This is a genomic window from Shewanella rhizosphaerae (assembly GCF_019457655.1).
In the GTDB taxonomy this organism is placed as follows: Bacteria; Pseudomonadota; Gammaproteobacteria; order Enterobacterales; family Shewanellaceae; genus Shewanella; species Shewanella loihica.
In genome coordinates this window covers 4,555,210-4,578,721 of record NZ_CP080420.1, presented here as the reverse complement: position 1 = coordinate 4,578,721, position 23,512 = coordinate 4,555,210, and the positions used below count along the sequence as shown (strand labels likewise).

The following is a 23,512-nucleotide window of genomic DNA, read 5'->3' as shown; positions in this document are numbered from 1 at the left end:
TACTTATCCCCAAAAGATCATACAAAAGAGGTGTATTCTATAGCGAGATCACTAGGATCGCTATCCTTTAAATAGATTTATCCCCAGTAAGATCATCTTTATTTATATACGCAGATCCAAAACGATCCTTAACGATCAAAATAATCTGACAAAGCAGCAAACTCAGCTTTATTAAGCGATCCAGATCGATCTATAATTGGCGACCTTCGATCTGGCTAATGATCACTAGATCCACAAGATATAGTGGCCATTCACAGAGTTATCCACACTAGATAGTGTGTAAGGATAACTTGATAAGAAGATATAGAGGCAGATTTTACCCACTTGAGGGTTTTGCTTGTTGACGGGCTTAACTAAAGTGATTACAATTCGGCCTCTTTTTTGCCCTTACCTCTTTTATAGGGATAAGGTTTATTCACCTAACAAAGACGGATTGCCATAATGAGTAAACGTACTTTTCAACCTAGCAACCTGAAGCGCAAGCGTTCTCACGGCTTCCGCGCTCGTATGGCTACTGTTGGTGGCCGTAAGGTTATCGCACGTCGTCGTGCAAAAGGTCGCGCTCGTCTTTCTGCTTAATAAGTAGAAATGCAAGTGACCAGCTATACCTTTACGCGGGAGTTACGTCTGTTAACTCCCGCGCAATTCAAATCTGTATTCTCCAATCCCATCAAAGCTTCTTCAGCTGAAATAACCTTACTCGCCATCCCTAATGAGTTACAGCATCCTCGTATTGGATTAACTGTTGCAAAGCGTTATGTTAAGCGAGCCAATCAGCGCAACCGAGTTAAACGTATCATCCGCGACAGTTTTCGTTTGCACCAACACGAATTACCGCCGCTCGATATCGTCGTGCTCGTCAGAAACGGTGTATTGGAAATGGATAATGCAGCATTGCACAAACTGGTAGAGAAGTTATGGCGCAAGCTCAGTCGCCGTTACAATGGCTAGCCACTAAGCTGATCCGAGGCTACCAAATCTTTATCAGCCCTATACTGGGGCCAAAGTGCCGTTTTCACCCCACATGTTCCAATTACGCGCTCGAAGCGATTCGATTGCACGGATTTGTGAAAGGGAGTTGGTTTGCAGGGAAACGCGTATTAAAATGTCACCCTTTACATCCGGGCGGTGAAGATCCCGTCCCTCCAAAAAATAACAGGTGTAATAAATAGGCTATGGAATCTCAACGCAATATATTGCTCATCGGTCTGCTTTTTGTCAGCTTTTTGCTGTGGCAGCAATGGCAAACAGACAAAAATCCGCAACCGGTTGCCACTGAATCTTCAGTTGTAGCTTCAACCGTCACAGATGCGCACAGTGCTGACGTTCCCGATGCCGACGCTGCTCTTCCAGAAGCAGTAGCCGCCTCTAAAGAACTCATTAGCGTCACGACAGACCAACTGACCCTGAAAATTAACCCAGTGGGTGGCGATATCGTCTACTCTGCGCTGGTGGGTCATAAGCTAGAGCAAGACAAGGAAGAACCTTTCGTCCTGCTGCAGCAAACCAAAGACATCTACTACATCTCTCAGAGTGGTCTGATTGGCCGTAACGGCATCGACAGCAGCGCTAAGGGCCGTGCCCACTTTAGCAGCCAGTCACAGGCCTATACCCTAGCCGATGGCCAGGATACCCTGGAGATCCCACTGACCTATGTTGCCGACAATGGCGTGACCTACACTAAGGTGTTAACCCTGCACAGAGGCAAGTTTGATGTCGGCGTTGAATATCGCATCAACAACACCTCAGCCGAGCAGCTACAGGTGCAGATGTATGGTCAGATCAAGCACAGCATCAAGAAAAGCGAAAGCAGCATGATGATGCCGACCTATCGCGGCGCCGCCTTCTCGACAGCAGATACCCGCTACGAGAAGTACAGCTTCGAAGATATGGCCGACAAGAACCTGGACAAGAAGACCCTTGGTGGTTGGGCAGCCATGCTGCAACACTACTTCGTATCAGCCTGGGTACCACCAGCAAACGATCAAAACACCATCTTCTCTAGCGTAAGCGCCGGCGGCCTGGCCAATATCGGTTTCCGTGGTGCCGTCTATGATGTCGCACCTGGTACACAGCAGACTATCAGTGCCCAGTTCTACGTGGGTCCTAAGGACCAAGAAGCCCTATCGGCCATCTCTGAATCGCTGAACCTAGTTGTTGATTACGGCTTCCTATGGTGGCTGGCAATCCCTATCCACTGGTTGTTGATGTTCTATCAATCTTTCGTGGGTAACTGGGGTGTGGCGATTATCCTAATAACGCTGACCGTACGTGGTATGTTGTACCCGCTGACTAAGGCGCAATACACCTCTATGGCCAAGATGCGTAACCTGCAACCTAAGCTGCAGGACATGAAAGAGCGCTTCGGCGATGACCGTCAGAAGATGGGTCAGGCCATGATGGAACTGTACAAGAAAGAGAAAGTGAACCCTATGGGTGGCTGTCTGCCTATCTTGCTACAGATGCCTATCTTCATCGCCCTCTACTGGGTACTGCTGGAAAGCTATGAGCTACGTCACGCGCCATTCATGCTTTGGATCACCGACCTATCGGTACAAGATCCCTACTATGTACTGCCGCTGCTGATGGGTGTCTCTATGTTCCTGATGCAGAAGATGCAACCTATGGCGCCAACCATGGATCCTATGCAACAGAAGATGATGCAGTGGATGCCGGTTATCTTTACCGTCTTCTTCCTCTGGTTCCCAGCGGGTCTGGTACTTTACTGGTTGGTCGGTAACTTGGTGGCCATCACCCAGCAGAAGATCATCTATGCCGGTTTGGAGAAAAAAGGGTTAAAATAACCTCTAGCTCCAACTAATGAAAAAGCGGTCGGATACTCAGTATTGACCGCTTTTTGCTTTTTAATGAAGACAGCTTTCATTCCATCAGCGCAGGAAACACAGTAATGACGACAGATACTATCGTGGCACAAGCAACCGCACCAGGCCGCGGCGGCGTAGGTATCATCAGGGTCTCTGGCGACAAGGCCAGCGACGTAGCCATGGCCGTACTCGGGCATCTGCCTAAGGTTCGTTATGCCGACTACTGTGATTTCAAGGCCGCCGATGGCGCCGTTATCGACCAAGGCATCGCCCTCTACTTCAAGGGCCCTAACTCCTTCACCGGCGAAGATGTGCTCGAGCTCCAGGGCCACGGCGGCCAGGTAGTGCTGGATATGCTGATCAAGCGTGTCATGGATGTCGATGGCGTGCGTATCGCCAAGCCGGGTGAATTCAGTGAGCAGGCCTTCATGAACGACAAGCTGGATCTGACCCAGGCCGAGGCGATTGCCGATCTGATCGATGCCACAAGCGAACAGGCGGCCAAGAGCGCGCTCAACTCGCTACAGGGTGAGTTCTCCACTCAGGTCCACGAACTGGTGGATCAAGTAACCAACCTGCGTCTCTACGTGGAAGCCGCTATAGACTTTCCCGACGAGGAGGTGGACTTTCTCTCAGATGGTAAGATTGCCGCCTCACTTGGCAAGATCATCACCAAGCTCGATTCGGTGCAGTCCAGCGCCAAGCAAGGCGCCATCATACGCGAAGGGATGAAGGTGGTGATCGCCGGTCGTCCCAACGCGGGCAAATCCAGCCTGCTCAATGCCCTGGCGGGTAAAGAGTCGGCTATCGTGACCGAAATCGCCGGCACCACCCGAGACGTGCTGCGAGAACATATCCATCTCGACGGCATGCCGCTACACATCATAGACACGGCTGGCCTGCGCGACACCACAGACACGGTAGAGCAGATAGGGATTGAGCGCGCCTGGGCCGAAATAGAGACCGCAGATCAGGTGCTCTTCATGGTAGATGGCACCACCACGGACGCCGTCGATCCCCATGATATCTGGCCAGACTTTATCGATCGCCTGCCCAAAAACCTAGGGGTGACAGTGGTGCGCAACAAGGCGGATCTGACCGGTGAGTCGTTAGACGCCACCGACGAGCAGGGCCACAAGGTCTTCCGCCTGTCAGCCAAGACAGGCTCGGGCGTGGATGAACTCAAGGCGCACCTTAAGTCCCTGATGGGCTATCAGAGCAACCTCGAGGGCGGTTTCCTGGCTCGTCGTCGCCACCTAGAGGCATTAGAGCTCGCCAGCAGTCATCTGGCACTGGGTCAGGAACAGTTAGAGGTCTATCAAGCGGGTGAGCTCCTGGCAGAAGAGCTACGCATGTGTCAACTGGCACTGTCGGAAATCACCGGAAAGTTCACCTCAGACGATCTGCTCGGCAAGATCTTCGGCTCGTTCTGTATAGGCAAATAAGCATACTTATTGCTCTCTTATTGCACTATAGATGAGCGTTTTTCAAACAGCCATTTATGCTGCCCTCTACAGATAGCCTAAGGCTAGGGCCTTTGCCGTATCCAGAGAAGATTATTTAAACAAACAGCGAAAGATCCCAGCGGGATCTTTCCTCATTTTGGTGCATAAACATCCAAGATGGCGATCGAATTAATCAACAGAGATATCAACAAGTAATTCACTTTGCGATCAAAAGTGGTGCATAACTTAATTTATCATGTAATTTGTTGATTATATTTATTTTTTAGTCTTGCTTGTTTTACAAGCTGCTAAATTTAGATCCCGCGATGGGATCTAAACCAAAAAGTTATACTCAAAAGCATGTCGTCAATTTTAGGTAAGATCTTTTGGGATCGCCGGGCGAGCATCCTCTCCCACTGAACAGACTTTCGTATACCTGACGCGCATCCCGCACGGGCATCGTTCCCCAGGTTTTAGGCCAGATTTACCCTGGCGACTCAGGTGATCCACTTCTTCCATTTGTTGTCCTTGTGATAGCTGATATCAGCTTAAGATCCTAACCCCCATTACGTTGAATTGGCCTGATCTTAAACTTAGCTCGGCCAGTCTGAGATCTTCTCAAACCTAAGCTCCTATCAAACTTAGATCCCCAAACTTGAACCAGATGTTCCAAGCCTGACCAGCTATGTCCGGCAGAGATGACTCTCGCTCCCTAATAGCTGAGTTCCACGTGAAACTAGGCAGATTTAGCCTCTCGTAGAGAAGAGGTAGAAAGGTACTAGATAGAGAAGAACTATAGATAGAGCAGAGCTATAGATAGCAATGTAATCGTCAGAGCAACGATTGTCGGTAGACTTACACCCGGGATAATAGCACCGGCAGCGCCAAACGATAAAACGACTAGTTAAGCAATCGCTGATCTAAATTTTATAATTGAAATATTTGCGATTTTCAGGCCCGGCCAGGTTGCTGTTTATCTTTAGCTCATGCTTATATTCATCCCAGCTGGCGACATTGCGCCCCCGATTAAGATGAGGAAAAGCAAGTTGAGAACTATCGACTTGAGCATCCAATCCAATGAAGTTGGCTAGGCGCGGTAAACTCTGGGGGTCTTCCAGCTGTAAACTCAAGAACTGCTGCGCGCTCCTCTGATCTTGATGAAAATATTCAAACACCTGCTGCTTATGCACTTGATAACAAGTCTTTAGATGCTCAGCATCCATAGGGTCGGCTACGCGATAGATACCAAAGGTATGGCCGAAACTGCGCTTAAGCAGAGGGTGAAAACGCCCTCTTTCTTGCTCCAGATGCACCAACATTCGGCTCAGCAGCATCTGCATCGAAGGCACCCAGGCATCTAACGGCCTATCGAGATAGACAAATTTAGCGTCCGGATAGAGGCTATGTAGCTGAGGATAATCACTAAAACACGGCGCATCGGAAATGGCATCGGCGAGAATAACGGCCTGTTTGGTAAAGGCCTGGTGCGCCACCCTGAGCCCCATCTCCAACAGGGCCACACTGACGCTTGTGGTGCCGGTTCGCGGCAATCCTATGATGAAGACTTTACTTGTGGATCTTGCAGGCGGTGCGGGCTGATGAGACTGCATAGATATGGCTCGGTACAATTGGAGGCGCAGTATAGTGAAAATACCTTGGCAGGAAAACAGACTTTTCGGCCAAAGGTCATTTATTCTCAAGCGTAAAGCCAAGCTGCCAACACAGAGGCGGCTTTCACTAGGAGATCACTGTTAAATTCGTTTCAACCCTGTACAATCCGCGCCTTGTTTGACCCTAGACGGCTTTTTTTGTAGATACACCATGATAGATCTGGCACTGCTTCCCCTCTATTTAACCACGGTAATCGCCCTACTCCTGATCCCCGGGCCCGACATGTTACTCATCGCCAGTTCGAGTCTCAGCTATGGCAAGAAGGTAGGCGTCTACGCCAGCTTCGGTAATGCCACCTCGGGTTTGATCTTGACCCTGCTGGCGGCGATGGGGGTATCGGCGCTGATCGCCCTCAACCCAATTGCACTAGAAGTATTAAGAATAGCCGGTGGTCTCTACCTACTGAAGATGGGCTGGGACTGTATGCGCGCCGCGCCGAGTCAGGCGCCGGAGATCGCCGGGCAGAAAAAATTAGCCAGGCAGCTTTATCGCCGCGCGGTGATCAGCAACCTGTTAAACCCCAAAGCACTGATCTTCTTCGTGCTTTTCTTGCCCCAATTTGTCTCCAGCCAACTGACAGCCAGCTCTACTGAGCAGATGCTGGCCCTGGGGTTAGTGCTCAACATCATGGGGCTGAGTTTTAATCTCTTGCTGGTGGCCCTGGTTGGCAGTCTGGGCAAGAATCTACTCGACAACGAGAAGTTCAGGAGCAATCAGAACAAGTTTATGGGGCTGATCTTCTTCCTGTTGGCCATCTGGCTGCTGGCCTCCCAGCTACAGAGCGTGGGCTAAGGCGCTTCACGCCGGCATTAGCCCACTCTTACCATAATCAACGCTTGCCATAGTCCACTAAGGTCTGCCGATAGAGGGCCAGCAATCGCTTGTCCTCCACCGCAACTCCTATACGCTGAGACGGCTTACCGTGCCACTCGTCGTGGGGATACTGACGACCATCAAATTTCTGTATGGTATGGCCTTCGGCCGGCCCATCGGTGACCACCCGAACCGGACCGTCTCGCAGGGTAAACAGGCTCTTATCGATCACATAGGCAATAGCCGATGGGTCGTGTACATGGCAGCCTTCCAGCCCCAGCTTTTGAGAGTAAAACTTGAGATAGAAGCGGCTAATGGTCCAGATAAACTCGCCCGGCTCCCCAGCCGCATCACGCAGTTCATCGAGATACTCACGGGTAAAGAAGCTCTGCTGCGTTACATCCAAGCCTATGATGGTCACAGGCCAACGCGCGGTAAAGACCAGATCTGCCGCATGGGGATCGTCATGAATATTGGCCTCGGCATAAGGGGTCACATTGCCCCGGTGACCATTGACGCCGAAGGCGCCACCCATCACCACCACCTCTTTCACCAGATCGACGATATCCGGCGCCGCCTGTAAAGCGAGGGCTAAATTGGTCAGCGGCCCGACTGCCACCAGAGTGATCTCGCCGGGCTGAGCCCGCACGCTATCGATAATATATTGATAGGCGGGTCTGGGATCCGCCTGAAGATCTTTGACGCTGGGCGCATGAAAATCGCCAAAGCCTGTCTCGCCATGGACTATGGTCGTCGGACCCACCGGCGGTCTCACCAGAGGCCTATCGGCGCCCTTAACCACATCCGCCTTTAGCGCATATTTCTGCTTTAAAAAGAGCGCGTTTGCCGTGGCATTATCTATCGTAGCATTGCCATAAACACAGGTGATCGCCTCGAGCGAGATACCAGGATGCGCCTCGGCAAACAGTATGGCCATCGCATCGTCTATGCCTGGATCCGTATCTAAAATAATTTTCTGCACCATTGAACTTCACTTCCTTAAGCAGACGTATAAAGTGAGACAAGCTTAGCCTGCCCCCGGCCAAACTAACGTGATCCAGCTTTTAGCTCACCAAAATCGCCAGGGGCATCATCTATAATACAGAGATAAATCGCGGTTAACCCCTTAGGATGTAGCCGCCAGTATCGCCACAGATTAAGACTCTAATTAAAGAAACTAAATTAAGACACAAAATAAAGACGCTAAAGCATGTTAGATAAAAGCCGACTGAGCCGCTTCAAGACCCAGATAGATAGCCAAACGGAGATCGCCAAGTTCGATGCACTGGCCAAGGAGTGGCGCGATCCCCACGGTAAGTTTAAGCATGTGCTCGGCTTCAATCAGACCCGGCTCACGGCCATAGAAGATCAGATCGCCAGCCATTTTGGTCGCGATCTCACCCAGGATATCCCCTTCGATGGGCTATCGTTATTGGACATAGGCTGCGGCGTCGGCCTGCTGTGCGAACCCTTGGCCAGCCAGGGTGCCCGGGTAACGGGCATAGACGCCAGCGAACATAACATTACTCTGGCACGCCGCCACGCTAACAGCTGGTCGATCCCCATAGATTATCGCCATTGCTTAGCCGGCGATCTTCCAAGGGATCAGCCTCAATATGATGTGATCTTAAATACCGAGGTGATTGAACATGTCGAGGATCAGGCGGCGCTGGTGGCCACCTGTTGTGACCTGTTAAAACCAGGCGGTCTCCTGGTGATGGCGACCCTCAATCGCACCCTGAGATCCTATCTCATCGGCATAATAGGCGCCGAGTACATCATGCGCTACCTCCCCATAGGCACCCACGACTGGCACCACTTCGTTACCCCCCAAGAACTGGACGAGATGCTCACTCCCCACGGATTGTCGACCAAAGCTGTCGAGGGCATGGCCTTTAATCCCTTCACCCGCCGCTGGAAGATCACCAGCAATTCGGCGGTCAACTATCTGCTCTACGCCAGTAAGCCTATACCTGGGCTTTTAGAGGCCTAATCCCCTTTTGCTCGCGAAATGAGGCAAGCAGAGAAGACCAACGCCAAGAATTGGCTTATGATGACAGCAATCAGCCTGCTGACAGCATTGCTTGTCTAGCTAGATTAACTATTTGAATTTAGGAAATATAATGGCAAAAATTGAACTAATTGTCGGCACCACCTTGGGAAGCGCCGAGTATGTCGCCGATGAGTTAGCCGCCCAACTGGAGGATCAGGGCCACGAGACCCAGGTACATCTGAAGGCCGAACTGAACGATCTGGATCCCAAGAGCCTGTGGTTGATCGTCTCATCGACACATGGCGCAGGCGATCTCCCCGATAATCTGCAGCCATTTTTCGATGAGATCGACAGTAAAAAGCCAGATCTGAGCAGGACTAAATACGCCTTATGCGCCATAGGCGACTCGAGTTACGACACCTTTTGTCAGGGGCCGGAAAAACTGATTGAGGCGATGGAAAATTGCGGTGCACAAGTCTATGTGGATAAGATCCAGATCGATGTGCAATACGATCCCATCCCCGAAGAGCCCGCCCAGGCGTGGTTGAGCGGCTGGCAAGATAAGCTTTAGATCCCCTCCTCCCTCTTTACACTGATCTCACCCACAGATTAGATCTACCTTATCCACAAATTACGATCCGAAATGATAAATATGTGGATAAGGTATTATTTTGATCTGATCTAACTCTGCATTATTCAACCCACCTCGACATCTAAGATCTGCATTGTGGATAAGTAAGGGATCTACCCACAAGCTTAATTCATTTAGATCGCGATCAGATCACAGGATCGAACTCTCGTTATCTATTGATTTTAAATGGTAAATAGACTTACCCACAGAAGATCGCGATCTTAATAGTAAACATAATAAAAGATCTATATAAAGATCTTAAGATCTATAAGCCAGATCCTTTGGCGATCGAAAGGCCTAAATTGATCTTTCACCTATGGCTGTCCAGATGCTAAAATACTCGGCTACTCATCGAGTAACTCTGTCCGATCTATGGGCAATATCATTTTTATTTTCGATATAGGTTTTAAGGGAATCTGATGCATTTTCATGAGCGGTTTGATGTAATTGTTGTTGGCGGTGGTCATGCAGGAACCGAAGCAGCATTAGCATCTGCTAGGATGGGATCCAAGACATTATTGTTAACCCATAATATCGATACCTTAGGCCAGATGTCCTGTAACCCGGCAATTGGGGGTATTGGTAAGGGTCACCTTGTTAAGGAGATCGATGCCTTGGGTGGCGCCATGGCCGTTGCAACCGATCATGCCGGTATTCAGTTTCGCACCTTAAATTCCAGTAAAGGCCCTGCGGTACGTGCCACTCGTGCACAGGCGGATCGCGCCCTTTATCGCGCCAAGATCCAACAGATCCTGCAAAACCAACCTAATTTACGCCTGTTCCAACAAGCGGTAGACGATCTCATCGTCGAGAATGATCGTGTTATTGGGGTCGTTACTCAGATGGGACTGGCCTTCGAGGCACCTGCAATCGTACTGACGGCGGGAACCTTCTTAAGCGGCAAGATCCATATTGGTCTGGAAAATTACAGCGGTGGCCGTGCAGGCGATCCGCCATCGATCTCCCTTGCCGATCGTTTACGTGAATTACCGATTCGTGTTGGCCGCCTGAAAACCGGTACACCACCACGTATCGATGCCAACACCATTAACTTCGATCTCATGACTGAGCAGAAAGGTGACGATCCTCTACCTGTGATGTCTTTTATCGGTGACGTCAAAGATCATCCTAAGCAGATCTCCTGTTTTATTACTCACACCAATGAGCGCACCCACGACATCATTCGTGGCGGGTTAGACAGAAGCCCCATGTATTCAGGGGTGATTGAAGGCATAGGTCCGCGTTACTGCCCTTCAATCGAAGATAAGATCAATCGCTTCGCCGACAAGAGCTCGCATCAGATCTTTATCGAGCCTGAAGGCTTGAACACCAACGAGATCTACCCGAACGGGATCTCCACCAGCCTGCCTTTCGATGTGCAGTTGAACCTGGTGCGTTCGATTCAAGGCATGGAAAATGCCGAGATCATCCGTCCGGGTTATGCCATCGAATACGACTATTTCGATCCGAGAGATCTGAAAAACTCTTTAGAAACCAAGGCTATTTCCGGTTTGTTCTTCGCGGGGCAAATCAACGGTACCACAGGTTACGAAGAGGCCGGTGCCCAAGGTCTATTGGCTGGCATGAACGCCTCATTGCAGGTACAGGGTAAAGAAGCCTGGTGTCCGCGTCGTGACGAGGCCTATTTGGGCGTCTTGGTCGACGATCTGTCGACCCTGGGCACCAAAGAACCCTACCGCATGTTCACCAGCCGCGCCGAATACCGTCTGCTGCTGCGTGAAGACAATGCCGATCTGCGTCTCACCGAGAAAGGCCGCGAGTTGGGTCTGGTGGATGATGATCGCTGGACTAAGTTCAATGCCAAGCGTGAGGCGATCGAACTCGAACTACAGCGTCTGCGTAGTCAGTGGATCCACCCTAACTCGCCGCTGGTCGATGCGCTTAACCCGCATCTCAACACGCCTATCACCCGTGAAGCCACCTTCGAGGAGCTGCTGCGCAGACCCGAACTGGATTACCCTAAGCTGATGAGTGTTGAGGGATTTGGCCCAGCCATCGAAGATCAACGCGCCGCCGAGCAGGTGCAGATCCAGGTGAAATATTCGGGTTACATCCAGCGTCAACAAGATGAGATCGACAAGGCGATTCGCCATGAGAAGACCGGCCTGCCACAGGATCTCGACTATCAAGAGGTGCCTGGCCTCTCCAACGAGGTGATCGCCAAGCTTAACGATCACAAGCCGGATACCGTGGGCCAGGCCTCGCGTATCTCGGGGATCACGCCGGCGGCAATCTCTATTCTACTCGTTCACCTGAAGAAGCGTGGCTTGCTCAGAAAGAGCGCCTAAACCAGCAAAAAATCTATTTTGATGACCGGGATGGGAGGTCAAGCACTTCCCATCCCTGCGACTCGGCTTCATAATATCCCATTGTTTATCGAGGATACTCCTGTGTTAGCAGCCCAATTAGACAGCTATCTTGCCGACATGCAGATGACGGCTACTCCGAAGCAGAAACAGCAACTGCTTGATTTTGTTGCCATGCTTGCCAAGTGGAACAAGGCCTATAACCTGACATCCGTACGGGATCCCGAGCAGATGCTGATCCGTCATATCATGGACAGCCTGGCGGCTAGCCCTCACTTGGTAGGTGAGCGTTTCATCGATGTGGGCACTGGACCTGGTCTTCCGGGGATCCCCCTGGCCATCATGAATCCAGATAAAGAGTTTGTGCTGCTCGATAGCCTGGGCAAACGGATTCGTTTTCAAAAACAGGTTCAATTTGAGCTGGCGATAGGTAATATTAGTTCGGTCGAGAGTCGGGTCGAAGCCTATCAACCCGAAGAGAAGTTTGATGGCGTGCTCAGCCGCGCCTTCGCGTCGATTCAGGACATGTTGCAATGGTGCCACCATCTGCCAAAGCCCACTGGCTGTTTTTATGCCTTGAAGGGACAGTTGAGCGATGAAGAGATGGCGAACATGCCCGAAGGATTCGAGCTGACCGACGTCTTCGAGCTCAAGGTGCCTCGCCTCGACGAACAGCGCCACCTGCTACGGGTGGTCAAAGCGGCTTAGTCCCCTGGGTTAAGAGTTGCATTATTTAACCAGTTCAAGCAATTTGATAGGGCGTTTTACTATCGAATCGACCAACGTGATAGACAGGATGATATTGTGGGTAAAGTGATAGCCGTGGCTAACCAGAAAGGTGGCGTCGGAAAAACAACAACTTGTGTGAACTTAGCGGCCTCTCTGGCGGCCACCAAGCGAAAAGTGTTGCTTATCGATCTCGATCCTCAAGGTAATGCGACTATGGGGAGCGGCGTCGACAAGTACAGCGTCGAAAACACCGCCTATGAACTCTTGGTCGAAGAAAAGTCGGTCGAGGAGGTGGTCTATCGCGATACCGCCGGCAAATACGATCTGATCGCCGGCAATGGTGACGTGACGGCGGCCGAGATCAAGCTGATGGAGTTCTTCGCCCGGGAGATCCGCCTGCGTAACGCCCTGGCTCCAGTCAAAGATTACTATGATTTTATCTTCATCGATTGCCCGCCATCGCTGAACATGCTGACGGTTAACGCCATGTCGGCCGCCGATTCTGTATTGGTGCCGATGCAGTGTGAATATTATGCCCTGGAAGGTTTGACCGCCCTGATGGACACCATCAGTAAACTGGCGGCCATGGTGAACCCTGGGCTTTCCATCGAAGGGATCCTGCGCACCATGTACGATCCCCGCAACCGACTTGCTAACGACGTGTCGGATCAATTAAAACAGCATTTTGGCGATAAGGTTTATCGCACAGTGATCCCGCGTAACGTGAGACTCGCCGAGGCGCCAAGTTTTGGTGCCCCTGCCATGTATTACGATAAGTCCAGTGCCGGTGCCAAGGCTTACCTGGCGTTGGCTGGCGAGATCATTCGACGAGCTGAGCAGCATTCTCAGTTAGAGCAAGCTTAAGGAAAAACAGATGACACCCAAAAAACGTGGTCTAGGCAAAGGATTAGACGCACTGTTAAGTACTAGCCATGCGGCGGCAAGACAGGCCCCGATGCAAGAGGCTGAGCCGAATAACAACGAAGAGCTCAAGATGATTGCCCTGGATCTGCTGCAGCCAGGCAAGTATCAGCCCCGCAAGGATATGTCGCCCGAGGCGCTGGAGGAGCTGGCTGAGTCGATCAAGACCCAGGGGATCATTCAGCCTATAGTAGTGCGTAAGGTGTCGGATAAGGGCTATGAGATCATCGCCGGTGAGCGTCGCTGGCGCGCATCGCAACTGGCTAAACTCGACAAGGTGCCCTGTATCGTCAAGCAGGTACCAGATGAGGCCGCCGGTGTTATTGCCCTAATCGAGAACATTCAGCGTGAAGATCTTAACGCGATGGAAGAGGCTATCGCGCTGGAGCGTCTGATCAAAGAGTTCGACCTGACCCATCAACAGACGGCCGATGCCGTGGGTAAGTCGCGCACGACTGTATCAAACCTTTTACGTTTGAATGGCTTAGAAGAGCCGGTTAAGCGTATGCTGGAATATGGCGATATCGATATGGGGCATGCCCGTGCCCTGCTCGCACTGCCTGGTGATGAGCAAACTAACCTGGCCAGAACCGTGATTGCCAAAGAACTAACTGTTCGTGAAACTGAACGATTAGTGAATAAAACCTTAAATCCACCTGAAATTGTCGATAAACCCGCAAAAGATCAGGATGTCGCCCGTCTAGAGAGCCAATTAATTGAAAAATTAGGGGCAAAAGTTTCCATTAGCCATAACAAAAAAGGCAAGGGCAAAATGGTAATTAACTATCAAAATTTGGCTGAATTGGATGGTATTATTGAGAAAATCCGTTAATTAGCCCAAGTTAACGTAATATTATGTAACTTTGTGACATCTGTTAATCTTTCACTTTTAGACTTTTGGCGTAGATCACGTTAAAAGTCCCCATTTTTACTTACCTTAAACTTGCTTTGAATGTGCGAAAAGGTATACTTTCGCAAGCTTTTTGTACCTCTAAGATGGCCTGATAATTTGTCGTCCGGTCATAGAAACAAAAAGTAAGAATGCGGAGAAGATGAATTGAGCAAGGTTTTAGCACGTCGTGGCCGGTGGTCTGCCTATAAATTGGTGTTGATGCAGGCGGCGGTGGCTGGGGGTGTTTCGATTGTCTTTTTCGCCGTGTGGGGAGCTCAGTACGGACTGTCTGCGTTAGCAGGTGGTGCCATTGCTGTACTCCCTAATTTTGTATTCGCGACCCTCGCTTTTTCCCATACGGGAGCAAGTTCAGCAGGAAAGGTAATGAAAACCTTTTACTGGGGGGAAGCGGTAAAGTTGCTGTTAACCATAGCAATGTTCTCGCTGGTATTTATCAATCTTAAAGTGGTCTTTATGCCGCTTTTTGTTTGTTATATATCGGCGCTAATAGTGCATTGGACAGCTCCTTTATACTTCAAGCAAAGTTAAGTGGGATGAATCATGGCTGCAACTGGTGAAGCGTTAACACCGCAGGGCTATATCCAGCACCACCTTACCAACTTACACGTTGGTGAAGGCTTCTGGACATGGCACATTGATTCGTTGTTCTTTTCGGTTGGGCTTGGTGTTCTATTCTTGTGGCTATTCCGTAGCGTTGGCAAGAAGGCAACGACAGGTGTTCCCGGTAAGCTTCAATGCTTTATCGAGATGATCGTTGAATTCGTCGATGGCAGCGTGAAGGAAACCTTCCATGGCCGCAATCCTGTTATTGCTCCGTTGGCACTAACGATTTTTGTGTGGGTATTCATGATGAACTTCATGGATATGATTCCAGTTGACTGGATTCCTGAGCTGGCAGCTGCTGCCGGTATCCCATACATGAAAGTGGTACCAACGACCGACCTAAACATCACCTTCAGCTTAGCTATCGGTGTGTTTGTGCTGATTATCTACTACAGCATCAAGGTCAAGGGCGTTTCAGGCTTTGTTAAAGAACTGACATTACAGCCTTTTAACCATAAGGCAATGATACCCGTCAACCTCCTACTAGAGTCGGTTACCCTGATCGCTAAGCCTATTTCATTGGCATTGCGTCTGTTCGGTAACTTGTACGCAGGTGAGTTGATCTTCATCCTTATTGCGTTGATGTATGGTGCTAACTTGGCGTTATCTGCCCTAGGTGTGACTCTACAACTAGGTTGGTTAATCTTCCATATTTTGGTTATCACTCTGCAGGCGTTTATCTTCATGATGCTGACGATCGTGTATCTCAGCATGGCACATGAAGATCATTAAGGGTTGCTGAAGAAATTTTTTTTAAGCTAAATCACAAACTAACTAAAGATTTAGAATATTGGAGATAGAGATGGAAACTGTATTAGGCATGACAGCTATCGCTGTTGCTCTACTGATTGGTATGGGTGCTCTAGGTACCGCTATCGGTTTCGGCCTACTAGGTGGCAAGTTCTTGGAAGGCGCTGCGCGTCAACCAGAAATGGCTCCTATGCTACAAGTTAAGATGTTCATTGTTGCTGGTCTATTGGATGCGGTAACCATGATCGGTGTAGGTATTGCACTATTTATGCTGTTTACTAACCCACTGGGTGCAATGCTGTAATCAACGCTTCTGTCTTTAATCTAAATAGGAGGCTGTTGTGAATATCAACGCTACCCTAATCGGTCAGACGGTTGCCTTTATTATCTTCGTGTGGTTCTGCATGAAGTTTGTTTGGCCCCCTTTGATGAATGCCATCGAAGAGCGCCAAAAAAGGATCGCCGACGGTCTAGCTGATGCTGATCGTGCTGTAAAAGACCTAGAGTTGGCCCAGGCGAAAGCCACCGACCAACTAAAAGAAGCTAAGGCAACTGCTAACGAAATCATTGAGCAAGCTAACAAGCGTAAAGCTCAGATTGTCGATGAGGCCAAAGCCGAAGCAGACGCTGAGCGTGCGAAAATCATCGCTCAGGGTAAAGCAGAAATTGAAGCTGAACGTAATCGCGTGAAAGAAGACCTGCGTAAGCAAGTTGCTGCTCTGGCTATCGCCGGTGCAGAGAAGATCCTTGAGCGTTCGATTGATGAAGCCGCCCACAGTGACATAGTTAACAAACTTGTTGCTGAAATTTGATTAGGGAGTGAGTTATGGCTGAATTAAGCACCATCGCTCGTCCTTACGCAAAGGCAGCATTTGACTTTGCTATTGAGAAAAATGCAGTAGAAAGCTGGGCTGAAATGCTTAGCTTTGCCGCTCAAGTCAGTGAAAACGAGACGATGAAGCCGCTGCTGTCTGGTGCGCTTTCGAGCAGCCAGCTTGCCGACCTTTTCATTAAGGTGTGTGGTGAGCAGATCAATGAGCAAGGTCAAAATCTGATAAAGGTAATGGCTGAAAACGGTCGTTTGGAAGTACTTCCTGCTGTATATGAACTCTTTCATGAGTTCAGCAACGAGTGGGCGAAAGAGGTTGAAGCATCTGTTGTTTCTGCCACTGAGCTTAGCGCAGAGCAACAGCAACAAATTAGTGCTTCTCTAGAAAAACGTCTCACACGCAAAGTTAAGCTGAATTGCAGCGTAGATGCCAGCCTGGTGGCTGGTGTAATCATCACGGCAGGTGACCTGGTCATAGATGGCTCGGTTAGCGGTAAACTAAACCGCCTGTCTGAAAAGCTGCAGTCGTAATTGGGAGTTTGAGCATGCAACTGAATTCCACTGAAATCAGCGATCTGATTAAACAGCGGATCGAGCAGTTCGAAGTCGTTAGTGAAGCTCGCAACGAAGGTACTATCGTTGCAGTGAGCGACGGCATTATTCGCGTTCACGGCCTTGCCGATGTAATGCAAGGTGAGATGATCGAACTGCCTGGTAACCGTTATGCGATCGCGTTGAACTTAGAACGTGATTCTGTCGGTGCCGTAGTTATGGGTCCTTATGCCGATCTGGCAGAAGGCCAAAAAGTTAAGACAACTGGTCGTATCTTGGAAGTGCCTGTTGGCCGTGGTCTACTTGGCCGCGTAGTTAACACTCTGGGCCAACCAATCGACGGTAAAGGACCTATCGACAACGATGGTTTCTCTCCTGTTGAAGTGATCGCACCAGGCGTTATTGAACGTAAGTCGGTTGATCAGCCAGTACAAACTGGTTATAAAGCCGTTGACTCTATGATCCCAATCGGTCGTGGTCAGCGTGAGCTGGTCATCGGTGACCGTCAGACTGGTAAGACAGCACTGGCGATCGATGCCATCATCAACCAAAAAGATTCAGGCATTAAGTGTGTATACGTAGCAGTAGGCCAGAAGGCTTCCACTATTGCTAACGTAGTACGCAAACTTGAAGAACACGGCGCACTGGCTAACACAGTGGTTGTTGTGGCAACAGCTTCTGAAGCTGCGGCGCTGCAATACCTGGCTCCGTACTCAGGTTGTTCAATGGGTGAATACTTCCGTGACCGTGGTGAAGATGCGCTGATTGTATATGATGATCTTTCTAAGCAAGCTGTTGCTTACCGTCAGATCTCATTGCTACTGAAGCGTCCACCAGGACGTGAAGCATACCCAGGTGATGTTTTCTATCTTCACTCTCGTCTACTTGAACGTGCTTCACGCGTTAACGCTGAGTACGTTGAGAAGTTCACTAATGGCGAAGTTAAGGGACAAACCGGTTCTTTGACTGCACTGCCTATTATTGAAACTCAAGCGGGTGACGTATCTGCATTCGTGCCGACCAACGTAATTTCGATTACCGATGGTCAGATCTTCCTTGAAACTGACCTATTTAACTCAGGCCTACGTCCTGCGGTTAACCCAGGTATTTCGGTTTCTCGTGTTGGTGGTGCGGCTCAGACTAAGATCATCAAGAAACTGTCTGGCGGTATCCGTACTGCACTTGCACAGTATCGAGAGCTTGCAGCGTTCTCTCAGTTTGCATCTGACCTTGACGATGCAACTCGTGCTCAGCTTGAGCATGGTGAGCGTGTTACCGAACTCATGAAGCAGAAGCAATACGCGCCAATGAGCGTAGCCGACCAGTCTGTGTCTATTTTCGCAGCTGAAAAAGGTTACCTAAAAGGCGTTGAGCTGAACAAGATCGGTGATTTCGAAGCTTCTTTGCTCTCTTACATGAACAGCGAGCATGCTGACCTAATGAAGACTATCAACGAGACTGGCGACTACAATGCCGACATCGAAGGTGGTTTGAAGGCTGGCCTCGACAAGTTCGTAGAAACCCAAACCTGGTAAAGACACGGAGGTGTCTTAAGGCACCTCAGGTCCAGATTGGAGAGTAAAGATGGCCGGCGCTAAAGAGATTAAAACCAAGATCGCGAGTGTTCAGAACACTCAGAAGATCACATCCGCAATGGAGATGGTTGCAGCCAGCAAAATGCGCAAGGCGCAGGATCGCATGGCAGCGAGCCGTCCATACGCGGAAAATATGCGTAAGGTGATCGGTCACGTGGCGCAGGGTTCTCTCGAATATAAGCATCCATATTTGGAAGTGAGAGAAGCTAAGCGAGTTGGTTACATTGTTGTGTCAACCGACCGTGGTCTTTGTGGTGGTCTTAACGTCAACCTATTTAAGAAGGTTGTCGCGGACGTGAAGAAGCAGCGTGAAGCCGGAGCGGAAGTTGAATTCTGCCCAATCGGTGCACGCAGCGTACAATTCTTCAACAGCTTTGGCGGAAAAGTGTCTGCTCACGCGTCAGGATTAGGCGATGCTCCTAAGCTCGCTGACCTGATCGGAACAGTACGCGTAATGCTAAAAGCATACAACGAAGGCACGCTAGACCGTCTGTACGTAGTATTCAACAAGTTTGTGAATACCATGAGCCAGACGCCTGTGATCGAACAGCTGCTACCTTTGCCTAAGTCAGAAGAAGATGAGATTTCTCATCACTGGGATTACCTATACGAGCCTGATCCAAAAGAACTTTTGGAGACCTTATTGGTTCGTTATGTGGAATCTCAAGTGTATCAAGGTGTTGTTGAAAACATCGCATCAGAGCAGGCAGCCCGTATGGTTGCTATGAAGGCTGCGACAGACAACGCTGGTGAACTTATCGATGACTTGCAGTTGGTCTACAACAAGGCCCGTCAGGCTGCGATTACGCAAGAACTGTCGGAAATTGTTTCTGGTGCCGCTGCGGTTTAGGCTGGGTAACGAATACAAGTTTTAGAGGATTAATCATGAGCACAGGTACTGTTGTCCAAGTAATTGGCGCGGTTGTGGACGTTGAGTTTCCACATGATGCCGTACCTCAGGTCTATGACGCTCTAGAGATCAAAAGTGAAGGCTTGGTGCTGGAAGTTCAGCAGCAGCTTGGTGGTGGTGTAGTTCGTACCATCGCTATGGGTTCTTCAGATGGTCTGCGTCGTGGTATCGAGGTAGTAAACACAGGTTCACCTATTACTGTTCCGGTTGGGAGTGCAACTCTTGGCCGTATCATGAACGTACTAGGTCAGCCAGTTGATGAAGCGGGTCCTATCGGTGAAGATGAGCGTTATGTGATTCACCGTGAAGCTCCTTCATATGAAGATCAATCAAACACTACTGAGCTTTTAGAAACTGGTATCAAGGTAATCGACCTTGTATGTCCGTTTGCTAAGGGTGGTAAAGTAGGTCTGTTTGGTGGTGCGGGTGTTGGTAAGACAGTTAACATGATGGAACTGATCAACAACATCGCTAAAGCACACTCTGGTTTGTCAGTATTCGCCGGTGTAGGTGAGCGTACTCGTGAGGGTAACGACTTCTACTACGAGATGGAAGAATCTGGCGTACTCGACAAAGTGGCCATGGTTTATGGTCAGATGAACGAGCCTCCAGGAAACCGTCTACGTGTGGCACTGACCGGTCTGACTATGGCTGAGAAGTTCCGTGACGAAGGTAAAGACGTACTATTGTTCGTCGATAACATCTATCGTTACACCCTAGCGGGTACCGAAGTATCTGCACTGCTAGGCCGTATGCCTTCAGCGGTAGGTTACCAGCCAACACTGGCTGAAGAGATGGGTGTTCTTCAGGAGCGTATTACCTCGACTAAGACAGGGTCTATTACCTCTGTTCAAGCGGTATACGTACCTGCGGATGACTTGACGGATCCGTCACCTGCAACAACCTTCGCTCACTTGGATGCGACCGTTGTATTGTCACGTAACATTGCTTCTCTGGGTATCTACCCAGCGGTTGACCCACTGGATTCGACTTCACGTCAGCTAGATCCACAGGTTGTTGGCCAAGAGCACTATGACGTAGCAAGTGGTGTACAGAACGTACTACAGCGCTATAAAGAGCTGAAAGACATCATCGCGATTCTGGGTATGGACGAACTATCTGATGAAGATAAGACTACCGTTGCCCGTGCGCGTAAGATTGAAAAATATCTGTCTCAGCCATTCTTCGTAGCAGAAGTATTCACCGGTTCTCCAGGTAAGTACGTTGCCCTTAAAGACACTATCCGTGGCTTTAAAGGCCTATTGGAAGGTGAGTTCGACCACATTCCAGAGCAAGCGTTCTACATGGCAGGTTCAATCGACGAAGTTATCGAGCGAGCTAACAAAAAATAATCAGGCATTAGCTTGATATTTTAAGGAGAACGGATGGCAGCCATGACAGTACAACTTGATATTGTAAGCGCAGAAAGCAGCATCTTTTCGGGTCTGGTAGCACACCTACAAGTCTCAGGTGCTGAGGGTGATTTAGGCGTTATGCCTGGTCACGCCCCTCTGCTTACGCATATCAAACCTGGCATGGCGCGCATCGTCAAACAAGATGGTAAAGAGGAAGTCTTCTATCTTTCGGGTGGTATCCTGGAAGTACAACCTTTCTCAGTATCAGTATTGGCTGACGTAGTATTGCGTGCCGAAGAGATTGATGAGCAGGCAGCCGTAGAAGCCAAGCGTCGTGCAGAAGCCCACATGGCTAACGCTGGCGCAGACTTTAACTATGCCGCTGCAGCGATTGAATTAGCTCAGGCTATCGCTCAATTGCGCGTTGTAGAGACCATCAAGAAGAACATTGCCAGATAAGGTTATTGTTTGATGATAAAAGGCGGTGCCCTCGGGTGACCGCCTTTTTTGTATCTGTTTCCCATCCCCTAATTATTTTTCTACTCCCTTTACGTGATCGAGCCTGGCGTTTCAATTTCAACGCAATGATAGGCTGATGCCCTTGTTTTCAATGAGGGATATTCCATGCAACAAGTCTTAATCGTCGTCAACGATGCGCCTTATGGGTCTGAGAAACTCTTTAACGCCCTACGCCTGGCGATACAGCTCAATGAGCAGACTCCCACACCTAAGGTTAAGCTGTTTCTCTTGTCCGATGCCGTGACGGGGGTATTACCCAGGCAGCAACCGGGTGAGGGCTATAACCTGCAGCAGATGCTGGAGATTATCCTAGCCCAGGGCGCCGAGGTGAAGTATTGCACCTCCTGCGTGCAGGCTCGCGGGCTTAGCGAACTGAGTGCTATCGAGGGATGTGTGAAGGCCACCATGGACGATCTCGCCCTCTGGTTGCTGCAGTCGGACAAGGTTATCAACTTCTAACGCCTTTAAAGGTGCGCCGCGTGTCGCTTTTGACGGCGCAATCTATTAAAATCGGCCCACTTAATTTGCATTTTCTTCTGTATCAGCAGTAATCACCCAAGGATTTCTTCATGGCACTGAACGTCGTTATTTTGGCCGCAGGCAAAGGGACCCGCATGCGCTCAGACCTTCCCAAGGTTCTCCATCCCATCGCCCATAAGAGCATGGTGCAGCATGTGATAGATACCGCACATCAACTGGGGAGTGAGGCTATTCAGCTGGTCTATGGTTATGGCGCCGATAAGCTTAAGACCCGCCTGGGTGAGCAGACGCTGAATTGGGTATTGCAGGCCGAGCAGTTAGGTACGGGTCACGCCGTGGCTCAGGCCAATGACAATATTGGCGACGATGATACAGTCCTGATCCTCTACGGTGACGTGCCTCTGATCCAGGCCTCGACACTGGAAGCCCTGTTGGCGGTACGTGATGCTAACGGCCTGGCCATTCTTACCGTGAACCTGCCTGATCCAACCGGTTATGGTCGCATCGTACGTGAGGCCGGTAAGGTGGTGGGAATCATCGAGCAGAAGGATGCCAACGAGGAACAACTTAAGATCAATGAGATCAACACAGGCATCATGGCCGCGCCCGGCAAGCAGCTTAAAGCCTGGTTGGGTCAACTGTCGTCAGACAATGCCCAGGGCGAATATTATCTTACCGATATTGTTTCTATGGCCCATAGTGATGGCGTGAGCATCACCACGGCGCAGCCTGAGTCGGCCATCGAGGTGGAAGGCGCGAACAATCGTGTGCAGCTGGCTCAATTGGAGCGCGCTTATCAGGCACGCGCCGCCGAGAAGCTAATGCTCGAAGGTGCTAATCTGCGTGACCCCGCCCGCATCGACGTGCGCGGCGACGTCACCGTTGGTATGGATGTGATGATCGACGTCAATGTGGTATTCCAGGGTAAGGTGACCATAGGCAATAACGTGACTATCGGCGCAGGCGCTATCCTCATCGACTGTGAGATTGGCGATAACGCCGAGATTAAACCTTATTCTATTATCGAAAATGCGATTGTGGGTGAAGCCGCCAGTGCCGGTCCCTTTGCCCGTCTGCGCCCAGGCGCCGAGCTCAAGCGCGATGCCCATATCGGCAACTTCGTCGAGATGAAGAAGGCTGTACTGGGTGAAGGCTCTAAGGCGGGTCACCTGGCCTATATTGGCGATGCTCAGGTGGGCGCTGGGGTGAATATCGGTGCCGGAACCATTACCTGTAACTATGACGGTGCCAACAAGCACCTGACGGTGATCGAAGACGATGTGTTTGTGGGCAGCGATACTCAGCTGGTGGCGCCTGTGACCATAGGTAAGGGGGCCACATTAGGTGCGGGCTCAACCATTACCCGTGATGTGGCGGCCGATGAGCTGGTGATCACCCGAGTGAAACAGCGTCATCTGACAGGCTGGACCCGTCCTGTGAAGCAGAAGAAATAAGCTCACAAAAGTAAGAAGAAGCGACCTCTATGGTTGCTTTTTTTATGCCAGTTTTCATTGCATAACTGCCAATTCTCTGGCTGATAAGGCTAATTTAGTGAACTGGATCGGCCTACAGTGTAAAGGGATGTAAATAAGCTTAAATAAAAATAATTCTCATTTATATTTGTCGCAACTTTCGTTTACTTGTTGTTTAG

General features: G+C 49.9%; 25 protein-coding genes. 23 read left to right on the top strand and 2 right to left on the bottom strand.

The annotated features are described in order from the left end of the window. Positions 1 to 441: 441 nt before the first annotated feature. The 5 genes from rpmH (at position 442) to mnmE (ending at position 4,270) form a co-directional block, all read left to right on the top strand. Positions 442 to 579: a 50S ribosomal protein L34 gene (gene rpmH / locus K0I63_RS19935; protein WP_011867659.1), complete on the top strand. Its 138-nt coding sequence runs from the start codon at positions 442 to 444 to the stop codon at positions 577 to 579. A 15-nt stretch (positions 580 to 594) separates the two neighbouring features. Further along, complete coding sequence (rnpA, locus tag K0I63_RS19930) at positions 595 to 951, top strand: ribonuclease P protein component (RefSeq protein ID WP_220045366.1); 357 nt, start codon at positions 595 to 597, stop codon at positions 949 to 951. Then, complete coding sequence (gene yidD / locus K0I63_RS19925) at positions 918 to 1,172, top strand: membrane protein insertion efficiency factor YidD (RefSeq protein WP_011867657.1); 255 nt, start codon at positions 918 to 920, stop codon at positions 1,170 to 1,172. The genes rnpA and yidD overlap by 34 nt, the downstream gene beginning before the upstream one ends. A 3-nt stretch (positions 1,173 to 1,175) precedes the next feature. After that, complete coding sequence (gene yidC, locus K0I63_RS19920) at positions 1,176 to 2,804, top strand: membrane protein insertase YidC (protein ID WP_220082147.1); 1,629 nt, start codon at positions 1,176 to 1,178, stop codon at positions 2,802 to 2,804. Between the two features lie 104 nt (positions 2,805 to 2,908). Then, complete coding sequence (mnmE, locus tag K0I63_RS19915; RefSeq protein WP_220082146.1) at positions 2,909 to 4,270, top strand: tRNA uridine-5-carboxymethylaminomethyl(34) synthesis GTPase MnmE; 1,362 nt, start codon at positions 2,909 to 2,911, stop codon at positions 4,268 to 4,270. A gap of 920 nt (positions 4,271 to 5,190) precedes the next feature. Here mnmE and K0I63_RS19910 read toward each other — a convergent pair. After that, positions 5,191 to 5,880: a sulfotransferase family protein gene (locus K0I63_RS19910; protein WP_220082145.1), complete on the bottom strand. Its 690-nt coding sequence runs from the start codon at positions 5,878 to 5,880 to the stop codon at positions 5,191 to 5,193. A gap of 211 nt (positions 5,881 to 6,091) precedes the next feature. Here K0I63_RS19910 and K0I63_RS19905 point away from each other — a divergent pair, with 211 nt between their 5' ends. Continuing rightward, positions 6,092 to 6,733 carry a LysE family translocator gene (locus K0I63_RS19905; RefSeq protein ID WP_220082144.1) on the top strand — a complete coding sequence of 214 codons (642 nt, stop codon included), beginning with the start codon at positions 6,092 to 6,094 and terminating at the stop codon, positions 6,731 to 6,733. 37 nt (positions 6,734 to 6,770) lie between these two features. Here the strand turns inward: K0I63_RS19905 and K0I63_RS19900 are convergent, their stop codons facing one another. After that, positions 6,771 to 7,739 (bottom strand): nucleoside hydrolase, encoded by a 969-nt coding sequence (locus K0I63_RS19900; RefSeq protein ID WP_220082143.1) that lies wholly within the window; start codon positions 7,737 to 7,739, stop codon positions 6,771 to 6,773. A gap of 225 nt (positions 7,740 to 7,964) precedes the next feature. On the opposite strand from K0I63_RS19900, the gene ubiG reads away from it, so the two are divergent. The 17 genes from ubiG (at position 7,965) to glmU (ending at position 23,315) form a co-directional block, all read left to right on the top strand. After that, a complete protein-coding gene (ubiG, locus tag K0I63_RS19895; protein WP_220082142.1) occupies positions 7,965 to 8,747 on the top strand; it encodes a bifunctional 2-polyprenyl-6-hydroxyphenol methylase/3-demethylubiquinol 3-O-methyltransferase UbiG in 783 nt (260 codons plus the stop codon). Between the two features lie 130 nt (positions 8,748 to 8,877). Then, positions 8,878 to 9,318 carry an FMN-binding protein MioC gene (gene mioC / locus K0I63_RS19890; protein ID WP_220082141.1) on the top strand — a complete coding sequence of 147 codons (441 nt, stop codon included), beginning with the start codon at positions 8,878 to 8,880 and terminating at the stop codon, positions 9,316 to 9,318. A 479-nt stretch (positions 9,319 to 9,797) separates the two neighbouring features. Continuing rightward, a complete protein-coding gene (gene mnmG / locus K0I63_RS19885) occupies positions 9,798 to 11,687 on the top strand; it encodes a tRNA uridine-5-carboxymethylaminomethyl(34) synthesis enzyme MnmG (protein WP_220082140.1) in 1,890 nt (629 codons plus the stop codon). A gap of 102 nt (positions 11,688 to 11,789) precedes the next feature. Beyond that, positions 11,790 to 12,413: a 16S rRNA (guanine(527)-N(7))-methyltransferase RsmG gene (gene rsmG, locus K0I63_RS19880; RefSeq protein WP_220082139.1), complete on the top strand. Its 624-nt coding sequence runs from the start codon at positions 11,790 to 11,792 to the stop codon at positions 12,411 to 12,413. A gap of 96 nt (positions 12,414 to 12,509) precedes the next feature. Further along, positions 12,510 to 13,298, top strand: coding sequence for a ParA family protein (locus tag K0I63_RS19875; protein WP_011867644.1), 789 nt, complete (start codon positions 12,510 to 12,512; stop codon positions 13,296 to 13,298). Between the two features lie 10 nt (positions 13,299 to 13,308). Continuing rightward, positions 13,309 to 14,187, top strand: a complete 879-nt coding sequence (locus K0I63_RS19870; RefSeq protein ID WP_220043782.1) for a ParB/RepB/Spo0J family partition protein — start codon at positions 13,309 to 13,311, stop codon at positions 14,185 to 14,187. A gap of 225 nt (positions 14,188 to 14,412) precedes the next feature. Next, entirely contained in the window at positions 14,413 to 14,796 is a 384-nt protein-coding gene (locus K0I63_RS19865) for an ATP synthase subunit I (protein WP_011867642.1), read from the top strand. Between the two features lie 12 nt (positions 14,797 to 14,808). After that, positions 14,809 to 15,603, top strand: coding sequence for a F0F1 ATP synthase subunit A (gene atpB, locus K0I63_RS19860; protein WP_144202236.1), 795 nt, complete (start codon positions 14,809 to 14,811; stop codon positions 15,601 to 15,603). A 70-nt stretch (positions 15,604 to 15,673) separates the two neighbouring features. Beyond that, on the top strand, positions 15,674 to 15,925 hold the full coding sequence (gene atpE, locus K0I63_RS19855; RefSeq protein ID WP_011639455.1) for a F0F1 ATP synthase subunit C: 252 nt from the start codon (positions 15,674 to 15,676) through the stop codon (positions 15,923 to 15,925). A 37-nt stretch (positions 15,926 to 15,962) separates the two neighbouring features. Further along, positions 15,963 to 16,433, top strand: coding sequence for a F0F1 ATP synthase subunit B (gene atpF / locus K0I63_RS19850; protein ID WP_041509599.1), 471 nt, complete (start codon positions 15,963 to 15,965; stop codon positions 16,431 to 16,433). Between the two features lie 14 nt (positions 16,434 to 16,447). After that, positions 16,448 to 16,981, top strand: a complete 534-nt coding sequence (gene atpH, locus K0I63_RS19845; RefSeq protein ID WP_011867639.1) for a F0F1 ATP synthase subunit delta — start codon at positions 16,448 to 16,450, stop codon at positions 16,979 to 16,981. A 14-nt stretch (positions 16,982 to 16,995) separates the two neighbouring features. After that, on the top strand, positions 16,996 to 18,537 hold the full coding sequence (gene atpA / locus K0I63_RS19840; protein WP_011867638.1) for a F0F1 ATP synthase subunit alpha: 1,542 nt from the start codon (positions 16,996 to 16,998) through the stop codon (positions 18,535 to 18,537). A 49-nt stretch (positions 18,538 to 18,586) separates the two neighbouring features. After that, on the top strand, positions 18,587 to 19,447 hold the full coding sequence (gene atpG / locus K0I63_RS19835) for a F0F1 ATP synthase subunit gamma (protein ID WP_011867637.1): 861 nt from the start codon (positions 18,587 to 18,589) through the stop codon (positions 19,445 to 19,447). A gap of 35 nt (positions 19,448 to 19,482) precedes the next feature. After that, positions 19,483 to 20,859: a F0F1 ATP synthase subunit beta gene (gene atpD, locus K0I63_RS19830; protein ID WP_011867636.1), complete on the top strand. Its 1,377-nt coding sequence runs from the start codon at positions 19,483 to 19,485 to the stop codon at positions 20,857 to 20,859. 33 nt (positions 20,860 to 20,892) lie between these two features. Then, a complete protein-coding gene (locus tag K0I63_RS19825; RefSeq protein ID WP_011867635.1) occupies positions 20,893 to 21,321 on the top strand; it encodes a F0F1 ATP synthase subunit epsilon in 429 nt (142 codons plus the stop codon). A gap of 165 nt (positions 21,322 to 21,486) precedes the next feature. Beyond that, complete coding sequence (locus K0I63_RS19820) at positions 21,487 to 21,840, top strand: DsrE/DsrF/TusD sulfur relay family protein (protein ID WP_220043781.1); 354 nt, start codon at positions 21,487 to 21,489, stop codon at positions 21,838 to 21,840. Between the two features lie 110 nt (positions 21,841 to 21,950). Beyond that, positions 21,951 to 23,315 carry a bifunctional UDP-N-acetylglucosamine diphosphorylase/glucosamine-1-phosphate N-acetyltransferase GlmU gene (gene glmU / locus K0I63_RS19815; protein ID WP_220082138.1) on the top strand — a complete coding sequence of 455 codons (1,365 nt, stop codon included), beginning with the start codon at positions 21,951 to 21,953 and terminating at the stop codon, positions 23,313 to 23,315. Positions 23,316 to 23,512 lie beyond the last annotated feature (197 nt).

Bases quoted from the DNA above. Each gene is read 5' to 3' on its own strand.
- yidC (WP_220082147.1), top strand. From the start codon at position 1,176: ATGGAATCTCAACGCAATATATTGCTCATCGGTCTGCTTTTTGTCAGC.
- mnmE (WP_220082146.1), top strand. From the start codon at position 2,909: ATGACGACAGATACTATCGTGGCACAAGCAACCGCACCAGGCCGCGGC.
- atpB (WP_144202236.1), top strand. From the start codon at position 14,809: ATGGCTGCAACTGGTGAAGCGTTAACACCGCAGGGCTATATCCAGCAC.
- ubiG (WP_220082142.1), top strand. From the start codon at position 7,965: ATGTTAGATAAAAGCCGACTGAGCCGCTTCAAGACCCAGATAGATAGC.
- atpG (WP_011867637.1), top strand. From the start codon at position 18,587: ATGGCCGGCGCTAAAGAGATTAAAACCAAGATCGCGAGTGTTCAGAAC.
- K0I63_RS19820 (WP_220043781.1), top strand. From the start codon at position 21,487: ATGCAACAAGTCTTAATCGTCGTCAACGATGCGCCTTATGGGTCTGAG.
- rpmH (WP_011867659.1), top strand. From the start codon at position 442: ATGAGTAAACGTACTTTTCAACCTAGCAACCTGAAGCGCAAGCGTTCT.
- yidD (WP_011867657.1), top strand. From the start codon at position 918: ATGGCGCAAGCTCAGTCGCCGTTACAATGGCTAGCCACTAAGCTGATC.
- atpE (WP_011639455.1), top strand. From the start codon at position 15,674: ATGGAAACTGTATTAGGCATGACAGCTATCGCTGTTGCTCTACTGATT.
- K0I63_RS19900 (WP_220082143.1), bottom strand. From the start codon at position 7,739: ATGGTGCAGAAAATTATTTTAGATACGGATCCAGGCATAGACGATGCG.
- K0I63_RS19870 (WP_220043782.1), top strand. From the start codon at position 13,309: ATGACACCCAAAAAACGTGGTCTAGGCAAAGGATTAGACGCACTGTTA.
- atpH (WP_011867639.1), top strand. From the start codon at position 16,448: ATGGCTGAATTAAGCACCATCGCTCGTCCTTACGCAAAGGCAGCATTT.
- atpA (WP_011867638.1), top strand. From the start codon at position 16,996: ATGCAACTGAATTCCACTGAAATCAGCGATCTGATTAAACAGCGGATC.
- glmU (WP_220082138.1), top strand. From the start codon at position 21,951: ATGGCACTGAACGTCGTTATTTTGGCCGCAGGCAAAGGGACCCGCATG.
- K0I63_RS19910 (WP_220082145.1), bottom strand. From the start codon at position 5,880: ATGCAGTCTCATCAGCCCGCACCGCCTGCAAGATCCACAAGTAAAGTC.
- K0I63_RS19825 (WP_011867635.1), top strand. From the start codon at position 20,893: ATGGCAGCCATGACAGTACAACTTGATATTGTAAGCGCAGAAAGCAGC.
- mnmG (WP_220082140.1), top strand. From the start codon at position 9,798: ATGCATTTTCATGAGCGGTTTGATGTAATTGTTGTTGGCGGTGGTCAT.
- K0I63_RS19905 (WP_220082144.1), top strand. From the start codon at position 6,092: ATGATAGATCTGGCACTGCTTCCCCTCTATTTAACCACGGTAATCGCC.
- atpD (WP_011867636.1), top strand. From the start codon at position 19,483: ATGAGCACAGGTACTGTTGTCCAAGTAATTGGCGCGGTTGTGGACGTT.
- mioC (WP_220082141.1), top strand. From the start codon at position 8,878: ATGGCAAAAATTGAACTAATTGTCGGCACCACCTTGGGAAGCGCCGAG.